Below are 20,823 nucleotides of genomic sequence, written 5' to 3'. Positions count from 1 at the left end.
CTTGTGTGCTGCGGAGTTGGCCACGGGCTTGGTGTGCTGCGGAGTTGGCCACGGGCTTGGTGTTCAGGCCTGCTCGGTGGGGCGTACGAGCAGCTCGGCGACGGCCACGTGCCGGGGGCGGGTGACGATGTAGCCGACGGTGTCGGCGATGTCCTGGCTCTGCAGCCGCTCGATGTCGCCCAGCGCGGCGACGATGTGCTGCTGGATGACGTCGGGGTTGTGCGTACGCAGTTCGGTGTCGACGCTGCCCGGCTCGATGACGGACACGCGGACGTGCTGGCGTGCCAGTTCCTGACGCAGTGCCTCGCTGAAGGCACCGACGCCGAACTTGGTGGCGCTGTACACGGCGGACATGGCGTAGGCGTTGCGGCCGGCGAGCGAGCCGATGTTGACGATGTCGGCGACCTGACGCGGCTCCTCGGCAGCGGCCTTGACCAGGTGGGGGACGGCTGCGTGGGCGGTGTACATCAGGCCCATGAGGTTGATGTCGATCATGCGCCGCCAGTCGTTCAGGTCCGCGCTGGGGGCGGGGCCGAGCAGCATGAGGCCGGCGTTGTTGACCAGCGTGTCCAGACGGCCCAGGCCCTCGACGGTCCGCTCGACCGCTTCCGCGGCGGCCTGGGCGGTGGTGATGTCGGCGGGCACGACCAGGGCCTTGCCGCCGGCGCCGGTGATTTCCGCGGCGAGGTCGGTGAGCCGGTCCTCGCGCCGACCGACCAGGGCCACGGAGGCGCCCTCGCGGGCAAGCTCCAACGCGGTGGCGTGGCCGATACCGCTGGATGCCCCGGTGACCAGGGCGACGGTTCCTTCAAGACGACGATTCACGGGTTCAAGCCTTTCGATGAACGGCCATGCTGCTGCGGGCCGTACGGGACAGGGGGAGGACGGCCCCATGGGTGGGGGCCGTACGGGGGTAGCGGCCGCTCAAAGCAGGGCCGAGGGCACAATGGGGAAGTGAGTAGCACTGGGCAGAAGAGCACCGACAGCACGCGCCGCGAGACCAAGACCGAGGGAGAACTACCGCCTCGCGAACGCCTGGTCCGGGCCGCGTCGCGGCTGTTCTACTACGAGGGCGTCCGCGCGATCGGCGTGGAGCGGCTGATCGCCGAGGCCGGGGTGACGAAGGCGACCTTCTACCGGCACTTCGCCTCCAAGGACGACCTGGTCGTGGCCTACCTGCTGACCAAGGACGCCTACTACCGTGAGGTGGCCGAACCACTGGCCGCCGGGCACCCGCCCGCCGAGGCGATCGACCTGATCTTCGAGGCCATCGCCGAGCACGCCCGCGAGCGCGACTTTCGCGGATCGCCGTTCATGAACGCGGCCGCCGAGTACCCGGACGCCGATCATCCTGTCCGTGGCCTGGTGACGTCCCACCGGAACTGGATCCGCACCCTCTTCCAGGATCTGCTCACCCGGCTCGGCCACGCCGACCCGGAGTCGGCCGCCGGTGCGCTGCTGATGCTGTACGACGGCGCGATGGCCGCCGGCTACCTGGACGACTCGACGGCCGCCCACAAGACCCTGCTGAACGCGGTCCGGCTCATCCGATCGGACGGTTGATCCCAGTGGGGCCGCGCGAAGCAGTGGCCCTCTGCGGGACCCCAGCCAGGCCGGGGCACGGGTTGCTTTCATGGAACTCTTTGATCTCTCTTCGACGTGCACCAGGGCCCACCAGCAGTTCTCCGCAGGGAGGCAGTCCCGCCCGGAAGGCCGAGGCGCCTTCCCCTCAGAGGTAGGAAGACCGGTCGTTCTCCCTGTCGACGGTAGCCCCCTCGGCGTTCGCACGCCACTGGTCGGCCTCATTTGTGGCATCCCTCACCGGTCCGCAGTCGGCTGGTGGCCCGTACGAGCTCTGAGGCCCCGCTCGAGGTCTGCCTCGGTCGGATTCAGCGTCCGCTTGTCCTCCTGCCACCCGAATGGGCGCGTACCGCCCACTGGTATGCCCAGGTCTCGCCGTGCCGTATCAGCCGACTGCTTGTTGGCCATGGCGACTACTACTCGGGCCATGGCTCGGCCGTTGTCGGGGAGCAGATCCAGAGTGCCCATGATGTCGATGATCGGTCGGCGGTAGTGCTCGACGGTCTCGATCGCGTCTTCGAGGTGCCGGGGGTCGCGCGTCAGGCGATCGATGTCATAGACGATCAGTCCGTCGATGCCTTCCCATTCGGCGCAGTGCCCTGCCTGAGGTCCTCCAAGGCTCCTTCGAACACTCGATGAACTGACGGCCGTCCTTCTCCTGCTCCTCCGTGCGCTTGATGTCCCTGCTGGTCATCGGCGCGAAGCGCGTCGATTCCGTTGCGCCGTCGTCGAGAGCCTCGCCCTCGATCTCCTCCGTGGACAGTCGGGCCGGTCCGGCCCGGTTCTGCCCTTCCAAGTTGCCCCAGCGCGCTCGCTGTCCCAGGTCCTCGGCCACGCTCAGGAGCTACATCAGTGGATGTGCTGCTCGCAGCGCCGCGCTGAGCAGGCTCGGCGCCTGCGCCAGTGACGGCCCGTACCAGGTCAGCAGGCGGCCGTCGACGAGCGCGCAGGGCACGCCCTCGAACGCCTCGGGTCCGTCGTCGGCGGTGAAGCGGTACGGCTCGTCGGGCAGGACCACGAGATCGGGGGCCGCCGCCCGGAGTTCGGGGAGCGGGACGCGGGGATAGCGGTCGGCGTGGTGGGCGTAGGCGTTGTCGACGCCCAGGCGGGCCAGGACGTCCCCGGCGAACGTGTCCCGGCCGAGGACCATCCAGGGGCGCCGCCAGATCGGCACGATCGCGGTCCTACGGTGGTCGGGAACGGGTGGCCGCGCCCATGCGGCCTCCGCCTCGTCCAGCCAGCGGGGGCGGGTCCGCGCGCCGCACGCGCCCAGCACCCGCGCCAGCTCGCGGAAGGCCCCCGGCACCTCGCGGACCTCCGTGACCAGCACCTCGATCCCCGCCTCCCGCAAGGCCGTCAGGTCGGGCTCGCGGTTCTCCTCCTCGTTGGCGATCACCAGGTCCGGGGCGAGTCGTACGATCCGGTCGACCGCGGGGTTCTTGGTGCCGCCGACGCGCACGACGTCGAGGTCCGGCGGACGGCTGCACCAGTCGGTCGCGCCGACCAGGGCACCGGGGACGGTGACGGCCACGGCCTCGGTGAGCGAGGGCACGAGGGAGACGACACGCACTCCGGCGGGCCCGCTAGGCATGGCGGGAGGTCTCGGGTGGCATGACACCACTATCGCAGCGGCTCGTGATCACAGCGTTCGGCGATCCCAGCGGCTCGTGATCACAGCGGTCCGCGATCCCAGCGGCTCGTGATCACAGCGGTCGGCGCGGCAACGGCTCAGCGCTTGCCGAAGGTCTGGCGGTCCTCCACCGCCTCGATGTGGTCGGCGACCTCGACCACGACCACCCGGGTGTCCGGCACGGTCGCCCGCCACCGGTGGCGCACCCCGCCGGTGAGGTACAGCGTGTCGCCGCGCCCCAGGCGGTGGGCACGGCCCTCCGCCTCGACCTCGACGGCGCCGTCGGCGACGTACATCAACTTGTCGTTGCGGTGCTGGAGTTCGCGGCCCTCCTCGTGGTCACCGGTGAACTCCGTGGCGTGCAGCTGGTGGTGACCGCGCACCAGGGGGCGCATATGAGCTTCGGGAGTGAACTCGGCGCCCGACTCGGCGCGCACGACATCGACACTGCACGCTGGGTCGGCCGCCGCGAGCAGTTCGACGGCGGTGGTGCCCAGGGCGTCGGCGACCCTCTCCAGGGAGCTCTGGCTGGGCCGGGCCCGTTCGTTCTCGACCTGGCTGAGAAAGGGCACCGACAGGCCGCTGCGCTCGGCCACGACGGCGAGCGTGAGCTCCAGTGCCCGGCGCCGCCGCCGGACGGCCGCACCCACCCGAAGGGGCTGTTCTTTGTGGTCGCCCATCGCTCCGGCTCCCTCCCACGCGTCGTCGGTCCACTGCTTCGGTCTGCCGCTTCGGCTGCCGCTCAGGCTGCCGCTTCGGCGCACAACTTCTGATGAGTTGTTTGCACCCTACGCATGTTCGGCAAACCGTTTCATGCACCCGTCACATCGCTGACACATCGGAGGAGGGTGAGGGCCACAATTCGCGCCAATAGACGAGTTGCCCCGACTCCCCCGGCACACCCCCCTCTCGCAGGACGAAAGGGCTGACCAGCAGGGCCGGATGCCCCTCCGGATCGATGAGCGCAGTCAGGTGGGGATGGGAGAAGGCGCTACTGCCGCCATGGGTGTGGATGGTCAGCCGATCAGCCCGCCCGGTCGTCGGATCATAGACGTACGTCCATCAGCTCCCGGAACTTCCGCACCATTGCTGACTTTCCGTCAAAAATAGTCTGGGGGCGGCGAGTTCGAGAAGCGAGTGATCGCCGATGTCGCCGCGCACGCCCCAGGTTCCCGGGGCGCGGTCCGGCCGCCGGTCGGGGCTCGCGTGCCAGGTCGTGAACTCCTTGAGGGCGGCGCGGAGTTCACCGTCGGTGGCGCAACGTGCACGGTGGTGACCGGTGAGCTCGACCGTGCCGCCGGGCACGGAGGTGATGTCCGGAGTGTCTCGACGCGGCGCGAGAGGGTGCGCTGCGCGTCGAACATCTGGGCGGCGTTCCCGGACAGGGGGCGTCCGGATCGGCTCGGCCGCGCACGGCGATGTGGTTGTCCGGATCCTTCTCGTACGCCAGTACGTAGCCACTGGTGTCGTCGGTCGCGAGTGCGGGCCGGAACAGGGGGCTCCGGGAACGCCGAAAGGGGTGGCTGTGGGCCGCGCGGGTCCGACACCCGTGCGACCGACGGCCACCCCTCGCCGAACGTCCTCGCGGCTACTGCGGCGTCATCCGCTCCACCACGTCCGGGTGCTCCTTCAGCCAGGTGGCGACGGCCGCCTCCTCATGGCCCTGGCCGCGCTGCTTGATCTCGCTCTCCAGGGTGCCGAGCTCGGACTCGCTCATCCTGAAGTTCTTGATCCACTTGGTGAGCTGCGGGTACCGCTCGGGGAACTTCTCGCTGGAGATGGTCCGGATCGTGTTCCCCTCGCCGAAGAGCTTCTTGTCGTCGGCGAGCTTGGTGAGCTTGTACTCGCTGTACGCCCAGTGCGGGGACCACAGGACGACGGCGACCGGCTGCTTCTTGGCGTACGCACGCTTGAGCTCGGCCAGCATCGCGGGCGTGGAGCCGTCGACGACCTTGTACTCCTTGTCCAGGCCGTAGCCCGGAAGGACCCTCGTCTTCAGGAGGTTCATCTCGCCGGTGCCCGGCTCGATGCCGATGATCCGGCCGCCGAAGGTGCCCGCCCTGCCCTTGAGATCCGCGAGGGACTTGACGTCCTTCACGTACGAGGGCACGGCGATCTCCAGCGAGGTCGGCCGGTACCACGTGCCCAGGTCTCTCAGGTCGTTCTTGTGCTGGTCCCAGTAGTTCGACTGGGCGTACGGCAGCCAGGCGTCGAAGTTGAGGTCCAGGTCGCCGGAGGCGAGGCCGGTGTAGACGGGGCCGACGTCCATCTGCTTGAGGTTCAGCGTGTAGCCGCGCCGCGCCAGGACGTTCTTCCAGAGGTAGGTGACGGCGACGTCCTCGTCCCAGGGGAACCAGGCCACGTCCAGCGGGCGCTTCGTCTCGGCAGCGGCCGCGGAGCTCCTGACCGGGGCCAGCTTGTCGACGACTCCGGGGTTCCGCTTCAGCCAGGCGCGCACCGCGTCCTGCTGCTTGCCCTTGCCCACCTTGTTGATCTCCGCCTCGAGACCGGTGAGCTGCTTCTCCGTCATCCTGAAGTTCTTCAGCCACCGCCCGACGACCGGGCTGTCCTGCGCGAAGCCCTTGCGGGAGAGCGTGTGCACTCCGTCGCCCTTGCCCCAGGCGCCCTTCGGGTCCTTGAGCTTCTTCAAGTCGTAGTCGCTGTAGGCCCAGTGCGGCGACCAGAGGGTGACGACGATCGGCTCCTTCTTGGCGTACGCGCGCTTCAGCTCGGCCAGCATCGCGGGCGTGGAGCTGTCGACGACCTTGTACTCCTTGTCGAGGCCGTAGTCCTTCAGGACCTTGCTCTTGAGCAGGCCCATCATTCCGGCGCTGGACTCGATGCCGGTGATCTTGCCACCGAGGGTGTCGGCCTTGCCCTTGAGGTCCGCCAGGGAGTCGACGCCCTTCATGTACGAGGGGACGCTCAGCTCCAGCGAGGTGGGGCCGTACCAGGAGCCCAGGTCGTCGAGCCTGCTGCCGTACTTCTTCCAGTACTGCTCGTGAGTGGTCGGCAGCCAGGAGTCCGTCTCGAAGTCGATGTCGCCCTGGGCGAGGGAGGTGTACAGCGGGCCCGCGTCGAACTGCTTGGTGTCGACCTGGAAGCCGCGCTCCTCGAGGATCTCCTTCCACAGGAAGGTGGAGGCGACGCCCTCGTCCCACGGGATGTAGCCGATGGTGATCTTCTTGCCCTGGCCGACGTTCTGGCCGTCGGCCGCGGTGGACGTCGAGTCGGTCCCGCCGAACATGCCCATACCGCCCGCGACCAGCGCGAGCACGACGACACCGATCACGGCGACGGCCGCGCGGGGGCGGTAGGACCAGATCTTCAGGCCCTGCGCGGCGCGCAGCTTGGCGGCGGCACGGCGGCCGAGCGGGGAGACCTGGGTGCCCAGGGCGCTGGTCATGCGGTCCAGGTAGATCGCCAGGATGACGATGGCCACGCCCGCCTCGGAGCCGAGACCGACGTTCAGCTGCCCGATGGCCTCGTTGACGTCGCCGCCGAGGCCGCCGGTGCCGACCATGCCCGCGATGGCGGCCATGGACAGGCCCAGCATGATGACCTGGTTGACGCCCGCCATCACCGTGGGCAGCGCGAGCGGCAGCTGGATGCGCAGCAGGGTGTCGCGGGGCGTGGTGCCGAACGCGTCGGCGGCCTCCACGAGTTCCTTGTCGACCTGGCGGATGCCCAGCTCGGTCATGCGGACGCCGGGGGCCAGCGCGAAGATAAGGGTGGCCACGATGCCGGCCGGGGCGCCGGTGCCGAAGAACAGGATCGCCGGGATGAGATAGATCATCGCGGGCAGCGTCTGCATGAAGTCCAGCACCGGGCGGACGATGCCGCTGACCCGGTCGGAGCGCGCCGCCCAGATGCCCACGGGTACCGAGACGACGAGCGCGATGAGCGTGGCGACGAGGACCAGCGAGAGGGTCACCATCGCGTCCTCCCACAGTTCGAGGGAGTCGATGAACGCGAATCCCACGAAGGTGAGGACACCGGCGGAGGTACCGCGCAGCCAGAACGCGATCACCGCGAAGATGCCCGCGAGGAGGAGCGGTTCGGGGGCCTGGAGGACGGCGTCGATGCCGTCGTACGTGCCCTGGAAGACGGTCTTGAAGAAGTCGAAGAGCCACGCCATGTGGTTCAGCAGCCAGTCGACGGCGCTGTTGACCCAGTCGCCGAAGGGAATCCTAGGCACCGGCCGTCACCGCCTCGCTCCGAGGACTGGCACAGCGTGCGGGGGTCCCCTGCTCGTCGCCGAGGAAGGCGACGAGGCGCTGCGGGTGGACGACGCCGACGAGTTCGCGTCGCTCGTCCAGTACCGCCACCGGGTGCGTGAGGCGGGCGCTGATCGCGCAGAGGTCCACGAAGGGGGTGTCGGGCGTGGCGGTCTCGCAGTCGCAGTCCGCCTCGTCGCCGCGTACGTCGGTGTCCATGACGGCTCCGGCGGTCAGGACCCGGGAGCGGTCGACGTCCTGGGTGAAGGAGGCGACGTAGTCGTTCGCGGGGCGGACGAGGATGTCCTCGGCGGTGCCGGTCTGGACGATGCGGCCGTCGCGCATGACGGCGATCCGGTCGCCGAGGCGCATCGCCTCGTTGAGGTCGTGGGTGATGAAGACGATGGTCTTCTTGAGCTTCTTCTGGAGCTCGATCAGCTGATCCTGCATGTCACGGCGGATCAGCGGGTCCAGCGCGCTGAACGACTCGTCCATCAGCAGCAGATCGGCGTCGGTGGCGAGCGCGCGGGCGAGGCCGACGCGCTGCTGCATACCGCCGGACAGCTCGTCGGGCCAGGACTTCTCCCAGCCGGCGAGCCCGGCCAGCTCCAGCGCCCTGGTGGCGCGTTCCTTGCGCTCGGCGCTCGGCACGCCCTGGACCTCCAGGCCGTAGGCCGCGTTCTCCAGGACGCTGCGGTGCGGGAAGAGCGCGAAGTGCTGGAAGACCATGCTGATCTTCTTCGAGCGGACCTCGCGCAGCGCGCGGGCGCTGAGCGCGGTCAGGTCCTGACCGTCGAAACGCACCTGGCCCGCGGTGGGCTCCAGGAGTCCGTTGAGCATGCGCAGGAGGGTGGACTTGCCGGATCCGGACAGGCCCATGACGACGAAGATCTGGCCGGGTTCCACCGTGAAGGAGGCGTCGATCACGGCAGCCGTGGTGCCGTCGGCGCGCAGTTCCTCGCGGTCGGCTCCCTGGCGGAGCCGCTCCACCGCGGCGTCGGGTCGTCTCCCGAACACCTTGTACAGATGCTCGGCCTCAAGCCTGGATGACACGTGTGCCTCTCGATCGGACAGTTGAAAAAGCAACCGGGGTTGTCCCGGTGCCGCGCCTGCCCGCACTTACACGGAGCAAACACAGGAGTGGTCCAGGTCACCGTCAGTGGCGTACGGCATGATGCGAGGCGTGACCAGACGCCTGATGCTGCTCGACACCGCTTCCCTGTACTTCCGGGCCTACTTCGGGGTCCCCGACTCGGTGAGGGCCCCGGACGGCACGCCCGTGAACGCCGTGCGCGGGCTGCTCGACTTCATCGACCGGCTGGTCAGGGACCATCGCCCCGACGACCTGGTGGCCTGCATGGACGCGGACTGGCGCCCACAGTGGCGGGTCGACCTGATCCCCTCGTACAAGGCGCATCGCGTCGCCGTGGAGACCGAGGCCGGCCGTCCGGACGAGGAGGAGGTGCCGGACACGCTCTCCCCGCAGGTGCCGGTCATCGAGGAGGTCCTCGACGCGCTGGGCATCGCGCGCGTGGGGGTCGAGGGGTACGAGGCGGACGATGTGATCGGCACCTTCACGGGGCGCGCCGACGGCCCGGTCGACATCGTCACCGGCGACCGCGACCTCTACCAACTCGTCGACGACAAGCGGGGGGTGCGCGTCCTGTACCCCCTCAAGGGCGTGGGCACGCTCCAGCTCACCGACGAGACCTGGCTGCGCGAGAAGTACGGGGTCGACGGCTCCGGATACGCGGATCTGGCGCTGCTGCGCGGCGACCCGAGCGACGGTCTGCCGGGGGTACCGGGGATCGGTGAGAAGACGGCGGCCAAGCTGCTCGACCAGTTCGGCGACCTGGCCGCGATCATGGCGGCGGTCGACGATCCGAAGGCGAAGCTGACGCCTTCTCAGCGCAAGCGGCTCGACGAGTCACGGCCGTATGTCGCGGTCGCGCCCAAGGTCGTGCGGGTCGCCGGTGACGTTCCCCTGCCGGACGTCGACACGGCGTTGCCGCACACGCCGCGCGACCCGGCCGCGCTGGAGGGACTGGCCGCGCGCTGGGGTCTGGGCGGATCGCTGCAGCGGTTGCTCACCACACTCGGCGAGTGAGCGGGAGCGGGAGCGGGCGAAAGTGACATTCCCACCCAGAAGAGTGAAATTCTCAATTTAGGGTAGCCTTACTCGCAGAGTGCGACTCGACCCCGGCCACCGCGCGGCTCGAGCCCTGGTGTGGGGGCTCATGAGCTTCTCACGCGGGGGGTGTTAACTAGGGGAGAGATGCTAACTTAGGTAAGCCTAAGCGAGTGAACGAGGAGGCCGTCATGGCAGAGCGTCCGGCACGCAGGTCCAGGAAGCCCCACTCCGCGCACGTCGTGCGGACCGAGCGGTTGACCCCCCACATGCAGCGTGTCGTGCTGGGTGGCGAGGGCCTCGCCGAGTTCACCGCGGGCACCAGCACCGACCACTATGTGAAGTTGCTGTTCGCCCCGGGGGGTATCACCTACCCCGAGCCCTTCGACATGGAGCGGATCCGCGAGGAACTCCCGCGCGAGCAGTGGCCGGTGACCCGGACGTACACCGTGCGTGCCTGGGACCCCGAACTGCGCGAGCTGACGCTCGACTTCGTGGTGCATGGCGACGAGGGCCTGGCCGGGCCGTGGGCGGCGCGCGTCCAGCCGGGCGAGGTCGTACGGTTCATGGGTCCGGGTGGCGCCTACGCGCCGGACGCGAGCGCCGACTGGCATCTGCTCGCCGGTGACGAGAGCGCGCTGCCCGCGATCAGTGCCGCACTGGAGGCACTGCCGGAGGGCGCCGTGGCCCGCGCCTTCGTGGAGATCTCCGGGCGCGAGGAGGAGCAGAAGATCGACTCCGACGTGGAGGTCGTCTGGCTGCACCGCGGGGACCGGCCGCTCGGCGAGGCCCTGGTGGAGGCCGTCCGCGCCCTCGACTTCCCGGCCGGCCGGGTGCACGCGTTCGTGCACGGCGAGGCGGGCTTCGTGAAGGAGCTGCGCCGGCTGCTGCGGGTCGAGCGCGAGATCTCGCGCGAGGACCTGTCGATCTCCGGCTACTGGCGTCTTGGACACAACGAGGACGGCTGGCAGGCGTCCAAGCGGGACTGGAACGCGCAGGTGGAGGCGGAGCAGGAGGCGACCGCGTCGGCCGCCTCCTGACTCCCGCCCCCTCGCGTCACTCGGGACGCCACCCCCGGTCCCTCGGGGTCACACGGAGCGCTGGTACGACCTGAACGTACGGATCGACAGCCACACCGCCGCCACGGCCAGTGCGAGCAGCGCGCCCGAGCGGCCGAGTACGACACCCCAGTCGGGATGCTCGGACATCGCCGAACGCCCCACCACCATGGCCCAGTTGAGCGGATTGAAGTCGGCGATGTGCCGCATCCAGCCGGGCATCTGGGACGGGGCCATGAAGGCCGAGGAGAGGAAGGTCAGCGGCAGCAGCAGGAACGTGTTGATGCCGATGATCGACTCCCGCTCCCGGACCAGCATGCCCAGCGCGTTGGAGAGCGCTCCGAAGATCGTGCCGAGCAGGACCGAGGCGACGATCAGGATCGCGATGCCGCCGATGCCGCCCGGGTAGCCCGCGCCGCCCAGCAGGCCGAGCAGCACGATGATGACCGACTGCAGGGCGGTGATCAGGCCGTTGTTGACGACGTTGCCGTTCATCAGGGCGGCCCGGCTGACGGGCGTGGTCAGGAAGCGGTTGAGCGTGCCGCGCTGGATCTCGTCGAGCGTGCCCATGCCCGCCCACATGTTGGAGCTGAGCGCGCTCATCACGACCACGCCCGGGACGAGGTAGTCCAGATACGAGGTGGTGCCGAAGCCTCCGAGTTCGACGACCTTCTTGAAGAGGTTGCCGAACAGGAACAGCCAGATCACCGGCTGGATCAGGGTGATGATCGCGTAGGCGGGCTGACGTGCGAACACCATCAGCTGACGCTGGGTCATGTACCAGGTCTGGGAGACGGCGGTACTCATCGGACACCTCCGGCGAGGACGAGGTTCTCGGCGCCTTCCGCTTCCGCCTCCGCGTAACGGCGGCCCGCGTAGCGAAGGTAGACGTCGTCGAGCGAGGGGCGGGCGACGGTCGCGGCGGCGACCCCGACCCCGGCCCGCTCCAGCACCCCGAGCAGGGCGGGCATCGCGGCGGCCCCGTCATCGGCGCGGACACTGACACGGCGGCCGTCGAACAGCGCCTCGCGCACGCCCGGCAGTCCGGTGAGGGCGCCGTTCAGCAGCGTACGACCGGCGTCTCCCAGGGCTTCGCGCAGTTCCACGTGGACGGCGTCACCGCGGAGTTCGCCCTTCAAGGCGTCCGGCGTGCCCTCGACCACGACACGCCCGCGGTCGACGATCGCGATGCGCTCGGCGAGCCGGTCGGCCTCCTCCAGGTAGTGCGTGGTGAGCAGGATGGTCAGCCCCTCGTCGCCGGCGAGGCGGGCGATCTCGTCCCACATCGCGGTGCGCGCCTCGGGGTCGAGTCCGGTGGTGGGCTCGTCGAGGAAGAGCACCTCGGGGCGGTGGACGAGACCGAGCGCCACGTCGAGTCGGCGCCTCATGCCGCCCGAGTAGCCCTTGACCGGGCGCCGGGCCGCGTCGGCAAGCTTGAAGCGGTCGAGCAACTCGTCCACCCGGCGGTTCAGCCCTGCACCCTTCAAGCCGTAGAGCCTGCCCTGGAGTTGGAGGTTCTCCCGGCCGGTCGCCACCGGGTCGGCGCCGGAGCTCTGGGCGACCACGCCGATCGTGCGGCGCACCCGGTCCGGATGGCGCAGCACGTCGTGCCCGGCCACGGTTGCGGTGCCCGAGTCGGGGCGGGCGAGGGTGGTGAGGATCTTGACGGTGGTGGACTTGCCGGCGCCGTTCGGGCCGAGCAGGCCGAAGACGGTGCCGGTCTCGACGGTGACGTCCATGCCGCTGAGCGCGGTGACGTCACCCGGATAGGTCTTGATCAGCTGACGCGCCTCGACCGCGGGCGCACGGGTACTGCTCATGACGACTGCTCTCCTGTGTGAGCGGTGATCTCGGGTGGGTATGCCGAGCCGATCCGCGTGAAGAGCGCCGGGCTATCCTGGGTGTGCCGCACCTCGATGGCCCGGAGCTGCCTCACGGCGGGTTCGGTTCGGGGTTCGAGACCCTGGCGGGGCTGCTGCAACAGCTCTGCCGGGGTCATTTCTCTGTTCGGCTACAGTCTTTCGACCTCACCGGTTTCCAGCTTCAGGTACTCCTCGGGGACCTCCCCCGTCTCGCTGAAGGACCGCCACTCCTTGACGCCCGGAAACGTGCCCGCCGTGACCTCCGCCAGGAAGCCGCGGACCCATTCCGCCTCCGCCTCGATCATGTACAGCTTGAACTCGGACTCGATCAGGAAGAGCCGGGGCAGCGTCTCGTTGAGCTTCTCCAGGCCGCCTCGCATACTCGCGGCCCGCACCTCCAGCATGTTGAGCCGCTCCCCCAACAGGCGTGCCACCTCGTCGGGATGGAGCACGCCCATCAGTGAGAGCGCGGCTTCGAAGATCGGATACTCCTCCGCCGGGACGGCGAGCAGGTCCGACAGCCACTCGGTGGCCTCCGCACGTCCGGCGTCCGTGATGCCGTACAGCGTGCGCTCGGGGCGGTTGCCCTGTCGCTGCACCTCCGCGACCTCGACGAAGCCGTGCTTCTCCAGGTTCTGGACGACGGTGTAGAGCGAGCCGTAGTTGATCTTCAGGCTGGTGTCCTTGCCCCGTCGGCGCAGGGTCTGGGCGATCTCGTACGGATGCATCGGCTTCTCGGTGAGCAGCACCATGACCGCGAGCGCCAGCGGATTGCTCAGCTTGCGGCGTTTCGTCCCCATGATGACCTCACCTCGCCTCCGAATATCCGTAGCCGAACATATCGCGTGTGCGGGGCGAGCGTCAATACACACGATATATCGCGATTCCCTTCGGGCCGCAAGGGCGTGAGGAGTTAGGCCCGACCCCGACACGGCCGTGTCACGCGAGCGAAACAGGCACTCCCTAATTTCTGTCACCCGACAGGAATACCGCCCACCCTTCCGCGCCGAAGGCAGGTGCCGCCGTGACCACCACCGCCCCCTCCGACGTACGCCCCGATCCTCCGGAGTCCTCCGGCGACCGCTCCCTGGCCGAGTTCGGCTACCGCCAGGAGCTGCACCGCAGCCTCGGCAGGTACGCGTCGTTCGCCGCCGGCTTCTCCTTCATCTCCGTCCTGACGACCGTCTTCCAGTTCTTCGCCTTCGGATACGCGTTCGGCGGCCCCGTCTTCTTCTGGACCTGGCCGGCCGTGCTGGTGGGCCAGTTGACGGTCGCCGCCTGCTTCGCGGAGCTGGCCGCGCGCTATCCGATCTCGGGCGCGATCTACCAGTGGTCCTCGCGCCTGTCGAACCTCTCCTTCGGCTGGTTCGCCGGCTGGATCATGGTGATCGGGCAGATCGTGGTGGTCGCGGCGGCGGCGCTCGCGCTGCAGATGGTGCTGCCCGCGATCTGGTCCGGCTTCCAGCTGGTCGGCAGCGATCCGGCCCCCACCAGCCCGGACGGCGCGGCCAACGCGGCGGTCCTCGGCGTGATCCTGCTCGTGCTGACCACGCTGGTGAACGTCATCGACAACCGGGTGATGTCGATGATCAACCGGATCGGTGTCACCGCCGAGATCATCGGCGCCGTCCTGATCATCGTGCTCCTGCTCACCCACTCCGAGCGCTCCCCCGGCATCACCTTCCACACCGGCCAGGGCAGCACCGGCCTGTTCGGGGCGCTGATGGTGGGCTCGTTCATGGCCGCGTACGTCATGATCGGCTTCGACAGCGCCGGTGAGATGAGCGAGGAGACCCACGACCCGCGCCGCACCGCGCCCCGCACGATCCTCACCGCGCTCGGCGCGGCGGGTCTGCTCGGCGGTCTCATCGTGCTCGGCGGACTGCTCGCGGCGCCCAGCCTCACCGACGGCCGTCTCGGCGTCGACGGTCTGAGCTACGTCCTGACCAGCAGCCTCGGCGACGGGGTCGGCCGCGCGCTGCTCGCCGACGTCGTGGTGGCCATCGCGGTGGCGACCCTGGCGATCCAGACCGCCGCCTGCCGCATGCTCTTCTCGATGGCCCGCGACCACCAGCTCCCCTTCTCCGGCCGCCTCTCCAAGGTCAACCCGCGCACCGGCATGCCGAGCGCCCCCGCCCTGGTCGTCGGCGTCCTCGCCGCCGCCCTGCTGCTGCTCAACTTCGCCTCCCCGGACGCCTTTTTGGCGATCGGCACCACCTGCATCGTGATGCTGTACCTGGCGTACGCGATGGTGACCGGTCCGCTGCTGGTCCGCCGGGTGCGCGGGCAGTTCACCGCCGACGGCACCGACGAGAGGGGCGCCCCGCTCTTCTCGCTGGGCCGCTGGGGCGTCCCCGTCAACGCGATCGCCCTCGTCTACGGCCTCTTCATGACCGTCAACCTCGCCTGGCCGCGCGCGGCGGTGTACGACCCGGCGGGCGGGCACTGGTACTTCCAGTGGTTCACGGTGCTGTTCCTGGGCCTGACCCTGGTCGCGGGCGCCGCCTACCGGGCCTACCGGGCGCGGACACCGGTGGCGGAGACTCCCGAGGTGGTCCCGGCCACATACGCCTGAACCCCTCCCCTGCCCGAGCCTCGTACGCTTGACCAGGTGAGACGCAGACCCCGGATCCCACCCTCCCCCCTGCCGCAGCGCGAGGGAGTCGACCCCGTGCGGGTCAGGCTGCCGCGGGACGGGGGGTGGGCCACCGTGCGGGAGCATCTGGTGGAGCGGCTCGCGGCGGGGGCCGGGGTGATCGACGGGATGTTCGGGGACGGGCTGATCGTCGGCGCCGACGGACGGCCGGTGGCGCCCGACGCGGCGTACGAGCCGGGGATGTTCGTGTGGTTCCACCGGGAGCTGCCCGACGAGGAACCGGTGCCGTTCGCCCTCGACGTGATCTACCGCGACGAGCACATCGTCGTCGCCGACAAGCCGCACTTCCTCGCCACCACCCCGCGCGGGGGCCATGTCACCGAGACCGCGCTGGCCCGGCTGCGGCGGGAGCTCGGCCTGCCTACGCTCGGCGCCGCGCACCGGCTGGACCGCCTCACCGCCGGGCTCGTGCTGTTCACCGTGCGGCCCGAGGAGCGCGGCGCCTACCAGACGCTGTTCCGCGACCGGCTGGTCCGCAAGGAGTACGAGGCGGTGGCCCCGTACGACGCGGAGCTCGCGCTGCCCCGGACGGTCACCAGCCGGATCGTGAAGGAGCGCGGGGTGCTGGCCGCGCGCGAGGTGGCGGGCGAGCCGAACGCCCTCACGGAGGTCGAACTCACCGACCACCACGACGGACTCGGCCGCTACCGCCTGCTGCCAGGCACCGGGCAGACCCATCAACTGCGCGTGCACATGAACGCGTTGGGCGTGCCGATCCTCGGCGATCCGCTCTACCCGGTGGTGACCGGCCCCGTGCCGGCCGGCGACTTCCGGCGTCCGCTCCAACTGCTCGCGCGAGTACTGGAGTTCATCGATCCGGTCACGGGACGCGCGCACCGCTTCGTCAGTGGGCGGGTGCTGCGGGCCTGGTCTTCCTACGACGACTGGGCCCAGGAGGCGTGATCGTCTGCGACCGGGCTCAGTAGCCCCGCCACCAGCGCAGGAAGCGCTGCCAGGCGCCGAGACGGCGCACGGGTTCCGGTGTCGCCGGCGGGGCGGGAGGTGCCACGGGCGCCGGGGCGGGCGCCGCGACCGGCTCGTCCGTCGTGACCTCCAGGCTCGGCCGCTGCCGCGGGACGGGGTTGATGGAGGGCACTTCCTCGACGTCCTGCGGCGCCTGCGGCGCGAAGTACACCGGAAGCTCCACCAGGTGGCGCGAGGACATCGACGATCGCCAGCGCAACTCGTTCTCGTCGCCCTCGAGTTCGACGTCGGGCAGCCGGATCAGCAGTGCCTCGACCCCGACGTCCGCGATGGCACGGCCGATGTCCTGGCCCGGGCACTCGTGGGGTCCGCCGCCGAAGGCGAGGTGGGCGCGGTTGCCCATCATGTTGGCCTTGAGGTCGGGACGCACCTTGGGGTCGATGTTGCCCGGCGCGATCCCCAGGATCAGGCCGTCGCCCTGGCGGATCTGCCGACCGCCCAACTCCGTGTCCTGCTTGGCGAAGTAGCCGAGGACCGCGCTGAACGGCGGCTCGTCCCACAGGGACTGCTCGACCGCCTGGGGCACCGTCATCTGGCCGCCGTTCAGCTGGGCGCGGAAGCGCGGGTCGGTGAGCACCACGCGCAGCACGTTGGCGAGCAGGTTGGCTGTGGCCTCGTATGCGGCGAGCAGCACCAGGCGCAGGTGCTGGGAGACCTCGTCGTCGGTGAGCTGGGCCGGGTGGTTGATCAGGACGCTGGTGAAGTCCCCGGAGATCTCGGCCCGGCGCCGGGCGGTGTGCCGGATCAGGATGTTCATGACGTACTCGTTGCTGGCGATCGCGGTCTCGGTGCCCCTGAGCAGGTCGCGGGTGGCCTGCACCAGCCGGTCGTCGTACTCGTCGGGCATGCCGAGGATCTCGCACAGCACGGCCATCGGAAGGTGCTCGGCGAACTGGCTGACCAGGTCGGCCCGGCCCTTCTCGCAGAACCGGTTGACGAGCAGCTGGGTCGCGCGGTTGATGTGCCGCCGGATGGTGCGGTGGTTGATGGTCGACATGGCGCCCATGACCGCGCCGCGCAGCCGCAGGTGTTCGTCGCCCTCGGCGTGGGAACAGATGGGCTGCCAGGCGATGTGCGGCGCGAGGGGGTGGTCGGCGCCGGCCGTGCCGTCCTGGACGGCCTTCCACAGCCGGCTGTCCCGGCAGAAGTGCGTGGGGGAACTCACCAGGTGCAGGTTCTCGGCGTGGCCGAGCACCACCCAGATCGGCACGTCGTTGTGGAGCAGGACGGGGGCGACCGCACCGTGCTCCTGACGGAGTTTCTCGTACAGGTCTCCCAGGTCGTCCGCCTCGGGGCCGTACAGCCGGTGCAGTCCGCCGGGACCGAGGCCGTGGGCGGGGCAGCCGGGCGGCGGGGTGAGCGTACGGTCGTCCGTACCGGCCGGGAAGTGGGAATCAGACGTCACGGTGATCGCTCCGAAACTGAAGTGGATCCGGTGTCTTGGGGGTGTCCGGGTTCTTGGGGGTGGTCCGGTGTCTTGGGACGGGAGTGGCGGCCGCCGCGGGCATCAGGCGCGGGCCTGGCTCATCGTGAGCGAGTACAGGAAGTGCATCAGCGTCATCAGGACGTCCCGGCTGGAGGCCCGGCGGCGCGCGTCGCACTGCACGATCGGGATGTCCTCGGGCAGGTCGAGCGCGGTGCGCAGCTCCTCGATCGGATAGTCGGGCGCGTCCGGGAAGGTGTTTATGGCGACGACGAACGGCACACCGCGCTCCTCCAGACGGCCGATCACGTCGAAGCTGACTTCCAGCCTGCGGGTGTCGATCAGTACGACCGCGCCGAGCGCGCCTTCGAAGAGGCCGTTCCACAGGAACCAGAAGCGTTCCTGGCCGGGGGTGCCGAAGAGGTAGAGCACCAGTTGTTCCGTGATGCTGATGCGGCCGAAGTCCATGGCGACGGTGGTCGCGGTCTTGGTCTCCGAGCCGTAGTTGTCGTCGATGCCGATGCCGGCCTGCGTCATGGTCTCCTCGGTGGTCAGCGGTTTGATCTCACTGACGGCACCCACCATGGTCGTCTTGCCGACTCCGAACCCGCCCACGATCACGATCTTCACGGCGGCTTGCGCCGAGTGCGGCAGATGGTCCTCGGCGCGCGGGCCGGTGATCGTCTCAGAGCTTTTGAAGTCCATGCATCACCGCTTCGAGGAGGGAACGGTCGGGCAGCGCCGAGCGGACGATCGGGGCGCGTGCCTGTACCAGTTCGGCCGCCAGCAGCTCGGTGAGCAGGACGGTCACCACGCTGAACGGCAGATTGAGATAGGCCGAGAGCTCGGCCACGGACAGAGGGGCCTGGCAGAGCCGGAGCAGCGCCGACTGCTCCGGCTGGGTGGTGGGCGTCGGCGCGTCGGCGCGCGCCACGATTAAGGTGACCAGGTCCAGCTCGGCCCGCTCGCCCGCCTCGCCCCCACCGGTGAGCAGATACAGGCGCCCGGGGTTCTTGGGGTCCTCTTCCTCACCGTCTTCCTCACCCTCTTGGGGAGGCCGCTCCTGGGGAGGCTCGGTGAACTCTTCCTTGGGGTATCGCCGCCGGCGTTGCGGAGGAGTCATACGGTCTGCCCGTTGCGCCTCGGCGGACTGGTCAGATGGGCACCGATCCGGGCGACGAGATCGCTCATGCGGTTGCTCATGAGGCCGGGCTCCGCGATCTGGTTGGCGAGGACCGCGAGATAGGCGTTGGCCCCGGCGGACATCAGATAGAAGTAGCCTCCGTCGATCTCGATGAGGACCATCTTCATCGTGCCGTCGCTGCTGGGAACCTCGCTCGCGACCGCCGTGGCCAGACTCTGCAGGCCCGCGCAGGCCGCGGCGACGCGGTCGGCGGCGTCCGGGTTGCCGCCGTAGCGTGCGATGCGCAGTCCGTCGGCGGAGAGCACCACGATCTGCTGGATACCCGGTACACCGTCAGCGAGATCCCTGAGCATCCAGTCGAAGTTGTCCCGCTGATGGATCACTTGAGGTCCCCCTCGTCGTCGGCCTCCGAGGCCGGCTGGTTCTTGCCGGTGAACGCGTTGGGGTCCGGGTCGCGCTTGAGGCCCTCCCAGAACGCCTCGACCCAATGCCCCGGTGGCTTCTCCTTCTCCTTGGCCTTCTCCTGCTTCTCCGGGGCGACGGGCACGGTGCCCCAGGAAGGCGCCGCGGCCGCGGCCTCCGCCGCCGCTTCCTCGGCGGCGATCCGGGCGGCCTCGGCGTAGCGCTCCCTGAGCGGGGTCTTGACCCGGCTGCGGCGCTGCGGCAGGCCGTTGGGCGTCCACTCGGTGACCAGGGGGGCGTCGTCGTCCCTTGACCCGTCGCCCTGCTCGGGGAGGCGGGGTCCGGTGGTCGGGCGGCGCTTCTTCGGCTTGCGGTTGGGCCCCTCGACCCCGTCGGTGTCCATGGTCGCGGTGGAGTTCGCGCCGATGCCGTGGGCGAGGGAGGCCGCGGGGTCCTTGGTGAGCATGTTGCTCGGCACCACGACGACCGCGCGGACACCGCCGTACGCGGACTGCCGGAGCGCGATCGCCATGTCGTACATCTTCGAGAGCCGGCCCACGACGGAGATGCCGAGCCGGGGGGCCTCGCCGAGAACCTGGAGGTCGGTGCCGGCCGCGGCCTGCCGGAGCAGTTCCTCCATCTTGCCGCGGGCCTCGTCGCTGAAGCTGACGCCGGAGTCCTCGATCTCGATGGCGACACCGGTCTGCACCTTGAGGGCGGTCAGGTGCACCTTGCTGTTCGGCGGCGAATAGCGGGTCGCGTTGTCGAGGAGTTCGGCGACCGCGTGGATGACCGGTTCGACGTGGATGCCGTTGACGTTGACGTCGTCGATGGAGTGCAGCTCGATGCGGCGGTACTCGAGGATCCGGGACATCGCGCCCCGCATCACGCTGAACAGCGGTACGGGCTTGGGCCAGTTGCGACCCGGGCGGCCGCCGCCGAGCACCGCGATGGAGTCGGCGAGGCGGCCGATCAGCGCGGTGCCGTGGTCGATGCGCAGCAGGTCGTCGAAGACCTCGGGGTTGCGCCCGTGGTCCTCCTCCATCTCGCGGAGTTCCTTGTTCTGCTGGTGGACGATCGCCTGCACGCGGCGGGCGATGTTGACGAAGGAGCGGTGCGAGGAGTCGAGCAGCAGCTTCTCGGTGTCCAGCAACTGGAGGAAGGTGCCCAGCAGGTCCCGTTCCACCTCGGAGATCTGGGGCAGGCCGGGGTCGTCGACACCGAAGCGGAGCGCCACCGTGTCGGGGTTCATGCCGCGGTTCATGCGCCTGATCGCGGCGGGCAGGACCTCGTGGTGGAAGCGCACGATGTCCTGGTCGTGGGCGGCGATGCGCTGTTCCAGGTACGCGGTACGGCGGGCCAGTTCGGCGCGCACGGCACGGATGACGCGGCCACGACGTACGGCTTCGGCGGCGACCGCGATCACCAGCAGCGTCGCGATGCCGCCGCACCAGCCGACGGCGGCCCGGGCCGGGCCCGTCACCAGGGCGACGGCGGCCCCGGTCACCGCGGCCATCAGTATGGCCGGCGGCAACAGCACGCGCGCGTAGGGAAGTTCACGGCCACCGGGAGGCGATTGAACACTCACCATGTATGCCCTCTGAGACAAATCGGCTGGGGTAGGGGGGAGTTCGTGGGGGAAACTGCGTGGTCAAACCGAATCTTCGGAACTTTTGGGAACAAGCGCACGAATACATCCCAACTCGGTGCGCTGCGGGCGAGCTTAGTCCGACCGGAT

20 protein-coding genes are annotated in these 20,823 nt (G+C 69.6%); 5 read left to right on the top strand and 15 right to left on the bottom strand.

Going from position 1 to position 20,823, the window contains the following annotated elements; translation table 11 throughout:
• Positions 1 to 63 precede the first annotated feature (63 nt).
• The gene (locus tag ACFVWD_RS02395; RefSeq protein ID WP_168491490.1) at positions 64 to 825 is read right to left on the bottom strand and encodes an SDR family NAD(P)-dependent oxidoreductase; all 762 of its coding nucleotides are present in this window, start codon (positions 823 to 825) and stop codon (positions 64 to 66) included.
• Between the two features lie 129 nt (positions 826 to 954).
• On the opposite strand from ACFVWD_RS02395, the gene ACFVWD_RS02390 reads away from it, so the two are divergent.
• A complete protein-coding gene (locus ACFVWD_RS02390) occupies positions 955 to 1,563 on the top strand; it encodes a TetR/AcrR family transcriptional regulator (protein WP_248002916.1) in 609 nt (202 codons plus the stop codon).
• A 255-nt stretch (positions 1,564 to 1,818) separates the two neighbouring features.
• Here the strand turns inward: ACFVWD_RS02390 and ACFVWD_RS02385 are convergent, their stop codons facing one another.
• The 6 genes from ACFVWD_RS02385 to ACFVWD_RS02360 all read right to left on the bottom strand — a co-directional run bounded on the left by ACFVWD_RS02385 (position 1,819) and on the right by ACFVWD_RS02360 (position 8,481).
• A complete protein-coding gene (locus ACFVWD_RS02385; RefSeq protein WP_389593546.1) occupies positions 1,819 to 2,124 on the bottom strand; it encodes a hypothetical protein in 306 nt (101 codons plus the stop codon).
• A 301-nt stretch (positions 2,125 to 2,425) separates the two neighbouring features.
• Positions 2,426 to 3,172, bottom strand: a complete 747-nt coding sequence (locus ACFVWD_RS02380) for a helical backbone metal receptor (RefSeq protein WP_389593439.1) — start codon at positions 3,170 to 3,172, stop codon at positions 2,426 to 2,428.
• A gap of 137 nt (positions 3,173 to 3,309) precedes the next feature.
• Positions 3,310 to 3,891 (bottom strand): helix-turn-helix domain-containing protein, encoded by a 582-nt coding sequence (locus ACFVWD_RS02375; protein WP_168490143.1) that lies wholly within the window; start codon positions 3,889 to 3,891, stop codon positions 3,310 to 3,312.
• A gap of 382 nt (positions 3,892 to 4,273) precedes the next feature.
• Positions 4,274 to 4,516: a hypothetical protein gene (locus tag ACFVWD_RS02370; RefSeq protein ID WP_389593437.1), complete on the bottom strand. Its 243-nt coding sequence runs from the start codon at positions 4,514 to 4,516 to the stop codon at positions 4,274 to 4,276.
• Between the two features lie 283 nt (positions 4,517 to 4,799).
• Positions 4,800 to 7,409, bottom strand: coding sequence for an ABC transporter permease/substrate binding protein (locus tag ACFVWD_RS02365; protein WP_389593435.1), 2,610 nt, complete (start codon positions 7,407 to 7,409; stop codon positions 4,800 to 4,802).
• Positions 7,402 to 8,481, bottom strand: coding sequence for a glycine betaine/L-proline ABC transporter ATP-binding protein (locus ACFVWD_RS02360; protein WP_389593433.1), 1,080 nt, complete (start codon positions 8,479 to 8,481; stop codon positions 7,402 to 7,404). Before ACFVWD_RS02360 ends, ACFVWD_RS02365 begins: the two co-directional genes overlap by 8 nt.
• A 121-nt stretch (positions 8,482 to 8,602) precedes the next feature.
• Between ACFVWD_RS02360 and ACFVWD_RS02355 the strand changes: the two genes are divergently transcribed.
• Together ACFVWD_RS02355 and ACFVWD_RS02350 are read left to right on the top strand one after the other, a co-directional pair.
• Complete coding sequence (locus ACFVWD_RS02355; RefSeq protein ID WP_389593544.1) at positions 8,603 to 9,535, top strand: 5'-3' exonuclease H3TH domain-containing protein; 933 nt, start codon at positions 8,603 to 8,605, stop codon at positions 9,533 to 9,535.
• A 212-nt stretch (positions 9,536 to 9,747) separates the two neighbouring features.
• Positions 9,748 to 10,596: a siderophore-interacting protein gene (locus ACFVWD_RS02350; RefSeq protein WP_389593431.1), complete on the top strand. Its 849-nt coding sequence runs from the start codon at positions 9,748 to 9,750 to the stop codon at positions 10,594 to 10,596.
• A gap of 48 nt (positions 10,597 to 10,644) precedes the next feature.
• Here ACFVWD_RS02350 and ACFVWD_RS02345 read toward each other — a convergent pair whose 3' ends face one another.
• From ACFVWD_RS02345 to ACFVWD_RS02335, 3 genes are all read right to left on the bottom strand, one after another.
• Positions 10,645 to 11,421 (bottom strand): ABC transporter permease, encoded by a 777-nt coding sequence (locus ACFVWD_RS02345; RefSeq protein WP_389593429.1) that lies wholly within the window; start codon positions 11,419 to 11,421, stop codon positions 10,645 to 10,647.
• Positions 11,418 to 12,434 carry an ATP-binding cassette domain-containing protein gene (locus ACFVWD_RS02340; protein ID WP_389593427.1) on the bottom strand — a complete coding sequence of 339 codons (1,017 nt, stop codon included), beginning with the start codon at positions 12,432 to 12,434 and terminating at the stop codon, positions 11,418 to 11,420. Before ACFVWD_RS02340 ends, ACFVWD_RS02345 begins: the two co-directional genes overlap by 4 nt.
• A gap of 191 nt (positions 12,435 to 12,625) precedes the next feature.
• Positions 12,626 to 13,276, bottom strand: coding sequence for a PadR family transcriptional regulator (locus ACFVWD_RS02335; RefSeq protein ID WP_389593425.1), 651 nt, complete (start codon positions 13,274 to 13,276; stop codon positions 12,626 to 12,628).
• Between the two features lie 224 nt (positions 13,277 to 13,500).
• Between ACFVWD_RS02335 and ACFVWD_RS02330 the strand changes: the two genes are divergently transcribed.
• Positions 13,501 to 15,051, top strand: a complete 1,551-nt coding sequence (locus ACFVWD_RS02330; RefSeq protein ID WP_389593424.1) for an amino acid permease — start codon at positions 13,501 to 13,503, stop codon at positions 15,049 to 15,051.
• Positions 15,052 to 15,087: 36 nt separating this feature from the next.
• Positions 15,088 to 16,035 carry an RluA family pseudouridine synthase gene (locus tag ACFVWD_RS02325; protein ID WP_389593423.1) on the top strand — a complete coding sequence of 316 codons (948 nt, stop codon included), beginning with the start codon at positions 15,088 to 15,090 and terminating at the stop codon, positions 16,033 to 16,035.
• A gap of 16 nt (positions 16,036 to 16,051) precedes the next feature.
• On the opposite strand, the gene ACFVWD_RS02320 is transcribed toward ACFVWD_RS02325, so the two are convergent.
• From ACFVWD_RS02320 to ACFVWD_RS02300, 5 genes are all read right to left on the bottom strand, one after another.
• Entirely contained in the window at positions 16,052 to 17,521 is a 1,470-nt protein-coding gene (locus ACFVWD_RS02320; protein WP_389593422.1) for a cytochrome P450, read from the bottom strand.
• 102 nt (positions 17,522 to 17,623) lie between these two features.
• Positions 17,624 to 18,244, bottom strand: a complete 621-nt coding sequence (locus ACFVWD_RS02315) for an ATP/GTP-binding protein (protein ID WP_101406125.1) — start codon at positions 18,242 to 18,244, stop codon at positions 17,624 to 17,626.
• A complete protein-coding gene (locus tag ACFVWD_RS02310; RefSeq protein WP_101406124.1) occupies positions 18,225 to 18,662 on the bottom strand; it encodes a DUF742 domain-containing protein in 438 nt (145 codons plus the stop codon). The genes ACFVWD_RS02315 and ACFVWD_RS02310 overlap by 20 nt, the downstream gene beginning before the upstream one ends.
• Positions 18,659 to 19,066, bottom strand: a complete 408-nt coding sequence (locus ACFVWD_RS02305; protein WP_101406123.1) for a roadblock/LC7 domain-containing protein — start codon at positions 19,064 to 19,066, stop codon at positions 18,659 to 18,661. Before ACFVWD_RS02305 ends, ACFVWD_RS02310 begins: the two co-directional genes overlap by 4 nt.
• Positions 19,063 to 20,676, bottom strand: a complete 1,614-nt coding sequence (locus ACFVWD_RS02300; RefSeq protein ID WP_389593421.1) for an ATP-binding protein — start codon at positions 20,674 to 20,676, stop codon at positions 19,063 to 19,065. The genes ACFVWD_RS02305 and ACFVWD_RS02300 overlap by 4 nt, the downstream gene beginning before the upstream one ends.
• Between the last annotated feature and the right edge of the window lie 147 nt (positions 20,677 to 20,823).

This window comes from Streptomyces sp. NPDC058086, assembly GCF_042885015.1.
Taxonomy (GTDB): domain Bacteria; phylum Actinomycetota; class Actinomycetes; order Streptomycetales; family Streptomycetaceae; genus Streptomyces.
Note: the sequence above shows the minus strand (reverse complement) of the source record. Positions and strands in the feature narration are given on the sequence as shown.